Annotated in this window: 7 protein-coding genes and 1 tRNA gene; 2 read left to right on the top strand and 6 right to left on the bottom strand. The window is 72.1% G+C overall.

Annotated features, from left to right (window positions below; translation table 11 throughout):
- Nucleotides 1-109: 109 nt before the first annotated feature.
- A complete protein-coding gene (locus tag ACIRL2_RS13065) occupies nucleotides 110-1,129 on the bottom strand; it encodes a GlxA family transcriptional regulator (RefSeq protein WP_402231974.1) in 1,020 nt (339 codons plus the stop codon).
- A gap of 135 nt (nucleotides 1,130-1,264) precedes the next feature.
- Between ACIRL2_RS13065 and ACIRL2_RS13070 the strand changes: the two genes are divergently transcribed.
- On the top strand, nucleotides 1,265-1,903 hold the full coding sequence (locus ACIRL2_RS13070; protein ID WP_395862817.1) for an HD domain-containing protein: 639 nt from the start codon (nucleotides 1,265-1,267) through the stop codon (nucleotides 1,901-1,903).
- Nucleotides 1,900-2,352 carry a nuclear transport factor 2 family protein gene (locus tag ACIRL2_RS13075; protein ID WP_402231976.1) on the top strand — a complete coding sequence of 151 codons (453 nt, stop codon included), beginning with the start codon at nucleotides 1,900-1,902 and terminating at the stop codon, nucleotides 2,350-2,352. The genes ACIRL2_RS13070 and ACIRL2_RS13075 overlap by 4 nt, the downstream gene beginning before the upstream one ends.
- 158 nt (nucleotides 2,353-2,510) lie before the next feature.
- Here ACIRL2_RS13075 and ACIRL2_RS13080 read toward each other — a convergent pair whose 3' ends face one another.
- The 5 genes from ACIRL2_RS13080 to ACIRL2_RS13100 all read right to left on the bottom strand — a co-directional run bounded on the left by ACIRL2_RS13080 (nucleotide 2,511) and on the right by ACIRL2_RS13100 (nucleotide 6,343).
- Nucleotides 2,511-3,494, bottom strand: a complete 984-nt coding sequence (locus ACIRL2_RS13080) for an SDR family NAD(P)-dependent oxidoreductase (protein ID WP_395862822.1) — start codon at nucleotides 3,492-3,494, stop codon at nucleotides 2,511-2,513.
- A 163-nt stretch (nucleotides 3,495-3,657) separates the two neighbouring features.
- Nucleotides 3,658-3,730 (bottom strand) — tRNA-Ala (locus ACIRL2_RS13085).
- A 144-nt stretch (nucleotides 3,731-3,874) separates the two neighbouring features.
- Nucleotides 3,875-4,636: a glucose 1-dehydrogenase gene (locus ACIRL2_RS13090; protein ID WP_402231978.1), complete on the bottom strand. Its 762-nt coding sequence runs from the start codon at nucleotides 4,634-4,636 to the stop codon at nucleotides 3,875-3,877.
- Between the two features lie 58 nt (nucleotides 4,637-4,694).
- Nucleotides 4,695-5,471: a glucose 1-dehydrogenase gene (locus ACIRL2_RS13095; protein ID WP_402231979.1), complete on the bottom strand. Its 777-nt coding sequence runs from the start codon at nucleotides 5,469-5,471 to the stop codon at nucleotides 4,695-4,697.
- A 116-nt stretch (nucleotides 5,472-5,587) separates the two neighbouring features.
- Entirely contained in the window at nucleotides 5,588-6,343 is a 756-nt protein-coding gene (locus tag ACIRL2_RS13100) for a glucose 1-dehydrogenase (protein WP_395862828.1), read from the bottom strand.
- Nucleotides 6,344-6,550 lie beyond the last annotated feature (207 nt).

Below are 6,550 nucleotides of genomic sequence, written 5' to 3' on the forward strand. Positions count from 1 at the left end.
GGCTCGCGAGGCGACGGCGCCTCGCTCGGGGCTTCGTGTCCCTCCGCTTCGCTCCGGGCCACGAAGCCCAAACCTGCGGCTCCGCCGCTCTCCGCGCTTCGCGCGTCGATCACTCGGGTGGGCGCGGGTCGGGGGCGCTGACGCGCCCGGGGGTGGTGGAGGTGGCGTCTGCGGGCTGGGTGGTGCTGCGGAAGCGGGAGCGGTAGGTGCTGGGGGTGACGCCCAGGCGGCGGAGGAAGGCTCGGCGCAGCGATTCGTCGCTGCCGAGGCCGCTGTGCGTGGCGGCGGCCGTGACGGTGGCGCCGGCGGCCAGGAGGGATTGGGCCGCCTCGATCCGGACGGCCTCGACGTAGACGGCCGGCGTCGAGCCGACCCGCTCGTGGAACAGGCGGGTGAGGTGGCGCGGGCTGAAGCCCCCGAGGCGGGCGAGCACGGGCAGCGAGTGGTCGGCGGCCGGGTCCGTGGCGATCGCGTCCAGGACCGGTCGCAGCGGGTCGTCGGCGGCGGCGCGGGCGCGCGAAGGTACCGAAAACTGCGACTGGCCGCCCGGCCGGCGCAGGAACACCACCAGGTCGCGGGCCACTTCGCGAGCCAGGTCGGCGCCCTCGTCGGACTCGACCAGGGCGAGCGCAAGGTCGATGCCGGCGGTCACCCCCGCGGACGTGTACACCGTGCCGTCCCGAACGAAGATCGCGTCCGGCTCGACGGTGACGCCCGGATGTCGCCGGGCCAGGGTCGCCGCGTGCCGCCAGTGCGTCACCGCCCGGCGCCCGTCCAGCAGCCCGGCCCGGGCGAGCAGGAACGCGCCGGTGCACACCGACGCGATCCGCTCGGAGGTCGCGGCGAGCGCGGTCACCGCGTCCAGGAGCGGCAACGGCGGCGCGTGTTGCGGAAAGTCGACCGATCCCGGCACGACCAGCGTGTGGGTGCCGTCGATCTCGGTCGCGGCCGCGTCGACCAGCAGCCGGGTGCCCGCGGACGTGGTCACCGGCGCACCGGTCGGCGAGCACAGCGTCAGCGTGTACGCGCCGCCCATCCGCGCGGCCGTCCCGAACACCTCCAGGGGCGCGGTGACGTCCATCAGCCGGACTCCGTCGTACGCGAGCACCGTCACGTTCCTAGGTCGCATGACTCCGAGGCTACCCGCCGGCCGTGTCCGAATCCGAGGGATCGGTGTCCGGATGGACATGGCGTCGGAGGGGCATCCGGGGCCAGGCTCGAACCACGAACACCAGCCGCTCCCACCTCGGAAAGGACCGCCCTCATGTCCGACCGCATCGCCGACGTCGACATCCCCGACAGCGCGCTCGCCAAGGAGGCCACCGAACTGGTCCGGGACATCGCCGGCCCGTTGTTGTACGACCATTCGCGCCGCGTGTACCTCTTCGGGGCGCTTCAGGGCCGCCGCCGGGGCTTGGACTTCGACCCCGAACTGCTCTACGTGGGCGCGATGTTCCACGACCTGGGGCTGACCGCCGGGTACCGGGCCTCGCAACAGCGCTTCGAGCTCGACGGCGCCGACGCGGCCCGCGACTTCCTGCTGCGGCACGGCCTGCCCGCCGACTCCGCGCGGATCGTGTGGACCGCCATCGCGCTGCACACCACACCGGGGATCCCCGCCCGGATGGAGCCCGAGGTCGCGCTGGTAACCGCCGGCGTCGAGCTGGACGTACTCGGCATCGGCCTCGACGACATCCCGGCCGAGGCGCGCGCCGCCGTGGTCGCCGCGCATCCGCGCCCGGACTTCCGGCGGCGGATCCTGCGGGCCTTCACCGAGGGCATCGAGCACCGCCCGCAGACCACGTTCGGCAACGTCAAGGCCGATGTGCTCGACCGGTTCGTGCCGGGCTTCGAGCGCACGAACTTCGTCGATGTGATCGAGGCGTCGGGGTGGTCCGCGTGAGGCCGCCGCTGCCCCCGTTCACCGAGGCCGACGCGCTCGCCAAGGTGCAGGCCGCCGAGGACGCCTGGAACACCCGCGATCCCGAACGCGTCGCGCTCGCGTACACGCCCGACTCGGTGTGGCGCAATCGCGACCGGTTCGTCACCGGGCGCGCGGCGATCGTCGCCTTCCTGACCGAGAAGTGGGCCCGCGAGCGGGACTACGCGCTGCGCAAGGAGTTGTGGTCGTACACGGCCGACCGGATCGCGGTCCGCTTCCAGTACGAGTGGCACGACGGCGCGGGTGGCTTCCGGCGCAGCTACGGCAACGAATTGTGGGAGTTCGACGAGAACGGCCTGATGCGGCGGCGCGAGGCGAGCATCAACGACGTGGTGATCGCCGAGGCCGACCGCCGCATCCACGGGCCGCGCCCGATCGAGGAGCACGGGGTCGCGTTCCCGCTCGCCTGAGCGCGGTCGAAAAGGGCCGGGGCGGGTACGGGGGTCGGGCCAGGGCGGGCCAGACCCGGGACGGCCGCGGACTCGGACCGGGGCTCGGTCTCGACCCGGGGCCGAAAACGCGGTCGGCACGAGGCCGCACCGGGTTCCGGTCCCGGGTCGCCTCGGGATCAGTCCGCGCGACCGCCGCACTCCCCCGCCCACGGGTGGGTCAGTTCCTGGCAGCGCCGCCAGAACCAGGCGCGGTCCGGCCGGCTCTCCCGGGTGGCCGAGCGGTAGTGGGTCGGTCGCGGGGTCCGGTCCTGCCAGAACAGGCCGGTGCTGCGGCCCGGTTCGTCGGCCGCGCACAGCCACACGGCGGTGTCCGCGCCCTGTTCGGGAGTGCGCAGCAGCGGCGCGGTGAGCCGGCGGAAGGTCGGCATCGAGGTGCGCAGGCCCGGGGTGTCCACCCAGCCCGGGTGGGTGGCGTGCACGACCGGGCCGCCGGCGCCCAGGTGCTCGGCCCACAACTCGGCCAGCACCACCTGCATGCGCTTGGTCCGCGCGTACGCGACGGCCGCCTTGTACGGGCCGCGCTGGTACTCGATGTCGTCCACCGGCAGCCGCTGGGTGTACATCCCGCCCGAACTCATCCACACCACCCGGGCGCAGGACGCGGGGTCGGCGGCCACGAGTCGGCTGAGCAGATGCGGCCCGAGCACGTGCACGGCCAGTGACGACTCGTGCCCCTCGGCGGTCTCGGTGCGCACCTCGGGCATCGTGCCGGCGTTGTGCACCAGGGCGTGCAGCGGGCCGTGCTCGGTGCGCAGTTCCTTGGCGAACCGGGCCACGTCCGGCAGGCTGCCCATGTCGCAGCGCCGCACGGTCACCTCGGCGCCCGGTACCAGCTCCAGCACCCGCAGGCGGGCCGCCTCGGCGCGCTCCTCGTTCCGGCCCACCAGGACCACTGTCGCGCCGAGCCTGGCCAGGCCGGTCACGGCCGCCTCGCCGATCCCCGACGACGCCCCGGTCACCACGACGGTCCGCCCCTTGAGCGCGGCCGGCTCGGGGTCGGCGGGAAACCCGGCCCGCCGGCGCACCCGGTACCCGAACCGGCTGTATCCGGGCACGACCGCCCGGTCCATCGCCCGCTCCCAGAACCGACTCTCCGTCATCGCACGCCCACCTCCGTCGTCGGGGTCACGGGAAGACAATGCCCGGAACGCGCCTTTCACACCTTTCCCGACCCATCGCACATCCGACGCTCGATGACTCCGACCGGCCCACGGGCACAAAAAAGACCGCCTCCCGGACGAATCCGAGAGGCGGTCTTGTCTGTGGAGCTACGGAGAATTGAACTCCGGACCTCTTGCATGCCATGCAAGCGCTCTACCAACTGAGCTACAGCCCCGCTATTCAACTGGGCCGGCGGGCTCACCCGCTCGACCACGAGTACTTTACACGCTCCCCCGCGCCGCATCCAAACGCCTTTTCCCGGCGCCGTTCGCGCGGCACCCGGGACCCGCGGAGCGCCTCCGCGAGTCCCGACGCGCACTCAGAAGCTGCCGACGGGCCGGATCATCCCGGCCATCGCACCGCCGTCGACGACCAGCTCGGTACCGGTCAGGTAGGACGCCGCGTCCGAGGCCACGAAGGCGACCACCTCGGCGACCTCCTCCGGCGCGGCGATCCGGCGCAGCGGCACGGACGGGAATTTGCCCGGCCCCTGCTCCAGGCCGACCGCGGCGATCATCGGGGTGTCGATCGTTCCCGGGTGCACCGAGTTGACCCGGATCCCGTGCTCACCGACCTCCAGCGCGACCGTCTTGGACAGGCCGCGTACGGCCCACTTGGTCGCGCCGTAGGCCGCGTGTCCCGGCATGCCCTCCAGGCCGGCCTGCGAGGAGATGTTGACGATCGAGCCGCCGCCGCGTTCCTTCATCGCGGGCAGCACCGCCTGCATCCCGTGCCAGACGCCGAAGAAGTTGACCTGGAGGATGCGCTCGACCCGCTCGGGCGTCTCGTCCGCGAAGCCCTTGGTCCAGTAGATCGCGGCGTTGTTGACCAGGATGTCCAGCCCGCCGAACTCGGCGACGGCTACGGCGACCACCTCGGCCCAGTCAGCCGGAACCGACACGTCGTGCCGGACGAAGCGCGCGGCCTCGCCCAGCTCCGCGGCGAGCCTCGTGCCCTCCTCCGCCAACAGGTCGGTGAGCACGACCCGGGCGCCGTTCGCGACGAACAGCCGTGCCTCGGCCGCGCCTTGGCCGCGTGCGGCGCCGGTGATTATCGCGACCTTGCCGGTCAGATCCGCCATGACTGGTCACCTTTCCTCGATGGGTGTGAACGCTTCGCCCCGACGACCCGCACCCCGGTCAGCCGCCCATGACGTACTTGACCGTCGGCCCGGTGGTCCAGCCGCCGTCCACGGCCAGCTCCGCGCCGGTCACGTAGGAGGCGGCGTCGGAGAGCAGGAAGGCGACCGCGGAGCCGATCTCGCTCGGCTCGCCGACCCGGCCCATCGGGGTGTTCGGGTAGTTGCCCTCGCCCTGCAGAATGCCCACGGACGAGGTCATCGGTGTGTAGACCATGCCGGGGTGCACCGAGTTGACCCGGATTTTGGAGCTGCCCAGCTCGACCGCGGCGACCTTGCTCATCCCGCGCACGGCCCACTTGGACGCGCCGTAGGAGCCGGTCATCGCCAGGCCCATCAGTCCGGCCGCGGAGGAGATGTTGACGATCGAGCCGCCGCCACCCGCCTTCAGGTGCGGGATGACCGCCTGCATGCCAAGCCAGACGCCGGTCAGGTTGACCTTGATCACGAACTCGAAGTGTTCGAGCGTCTCGGTGTCGAACATCGCGCCGGTGGCCACGCCGGCGTTGTTGACCAGCCCGTCGACCCGGCCGAACTCGGCGATCGTGAAGTCCACGACGGTCTTCCACTGCTCTTCGCTGGTCACGTCGTGCTTGTGGAAGCGCGCGTTCGCGCCCAGCGCGGCGGCGGTGTCGGCGCCGTCGTCGAGCAGGTCGGAGACGACCACCCGCCCGCCGCCCGCGACGATCTGCTCAGCCGCGGCGGCACCCAGGCCGCGGGCGCCACCGGTGACGATGACGACCTTGTCGGTCAGGTTGGGGCCCTGGAGTTCAGCCATGATGCGTTCCTTCGATCTGTGCCTGCCGACTTCTCGGCTCGCAATTTGCATAGTACAACTAAGCAAATCGGACGACAAACGAACGGTTGCCCATCGGCCGCCGCATGGCGCGGCCGTTACCCCCGGACCGGGGGCACGATGCCCGCCGTCGAGCCACCGTCGATGACGAACTCGGTCCCGGTGATCCACGAGGACTCGTCCGACGCGAGGAACACCACCAACGCGCCGATGTCCTCCGGCTCACCGACCCGACGCAGCGGCACGGTGGGGAAGTTGCCCGCGCCGCGGGTGAAGCGGTTGCCGACCATCGGGGTGTCCACGGCGCCCGGATGCACCGAGTTGACCCGGATCCCGTACTCGCCCAACTCCAGCGCGGCGGTCTTGGTCAGCCCGCGGATCGCCCACTTGGAGGACCCGTAGGCCGCGTGCCCCGGGATGCCCTGGAGCCCGGCGAGCGAGGAGATGTTCACGATCGAGCCGCCGCCGTTCGCGCGCATCAGCGGGGCCACCGCCTGGATACCGTGGAACGTCCCGAACAGATTGACCTTGAGGATGCGATCCAGCCCTTCGGGCGTCTCCTCCAGGATCGGCTTGGTCCACATGATGCCCGCGTTGTTGACCAGGACGTGCACCCCGCCGAACTCGCGCACGGCAACCTCGACGACCGCCGCCCAGTCCCCCGCGTCCGACACGTCGTGCCGCACGAACCGCGCGGCGTCCCCGATCCCGGCGGCGACCGCGGTCCCCTCGTCCTCCAGCAGGTCGGTCAGCACCACCTTCGCCCCACGCTCGGCCAACAGCCGCGCCTCGGCCTCCCCCTGCCCCCGCGCCGCCCCGGTGACAATCGCCACCTTGCCCGTCAGATCACCCACACCGACCACCTCCACCTCAGCCCCGACCACGCCCACACCGACCGCCCAACGCCCCCAACCTCCACCCGAAACCACCCAGGCGCGTCAGCGCCCCCGACCCACCCTCACCCCAGCGATCGACGCGCGAAGCGCGGAGAGCGGCGGAGCCGCAAGCTTGGGCTTCGTGCCCCGGAGCGAAGCGGAGGGACACGAAGCCCCGAGCGAGGC

Source organism: Embleya sp. NPDC127516 (assembly GCF_044765325.1).
Lineage (GTDB): Bacteria > Actinomycetota > Actinomycetes > Streptomycetales > Streptomycetaceae > Embleya.

Coding starts and splice junctions, on each gene's coding strand:
- ACIRL2_RS13065 (WP_402231974.1), bottom strand. CDS start 1,129: ATGCGACCTAGGAACGTGACGGTGCTCGCGTACGACGGAGTCCGGCTG.
- ACIRL2_RS13070 (WP_395862817.1), top strand. CDS start 1,265: ATGTCCGACCGCATCGCCGACGTCGACATCCCCGACAGCGCGCTCGCC.
- ACIRL2_RS13080 (WP_395862822.1), bottom strand. CDS start 3,494: ATGACGGAGAGTCGGTTCTGGGAGCGGGCGATGGACCGGGCGGTCGTG.
- ACIRL2_RS13090 (WP_402231978.1), bottom strand. CDS start 4,636: ATGGCGGATCTGACCGGCAAGGTCGCGATAATCACCGGCGCCGCACGC.
- ACIRL2_RS13095 (WP_402231979.1), bottom strand. CDS start 5,471: ATGGCTGAACTCCAGGGCCCCAACCTGACCGACAAGGTCGTCATCGTC.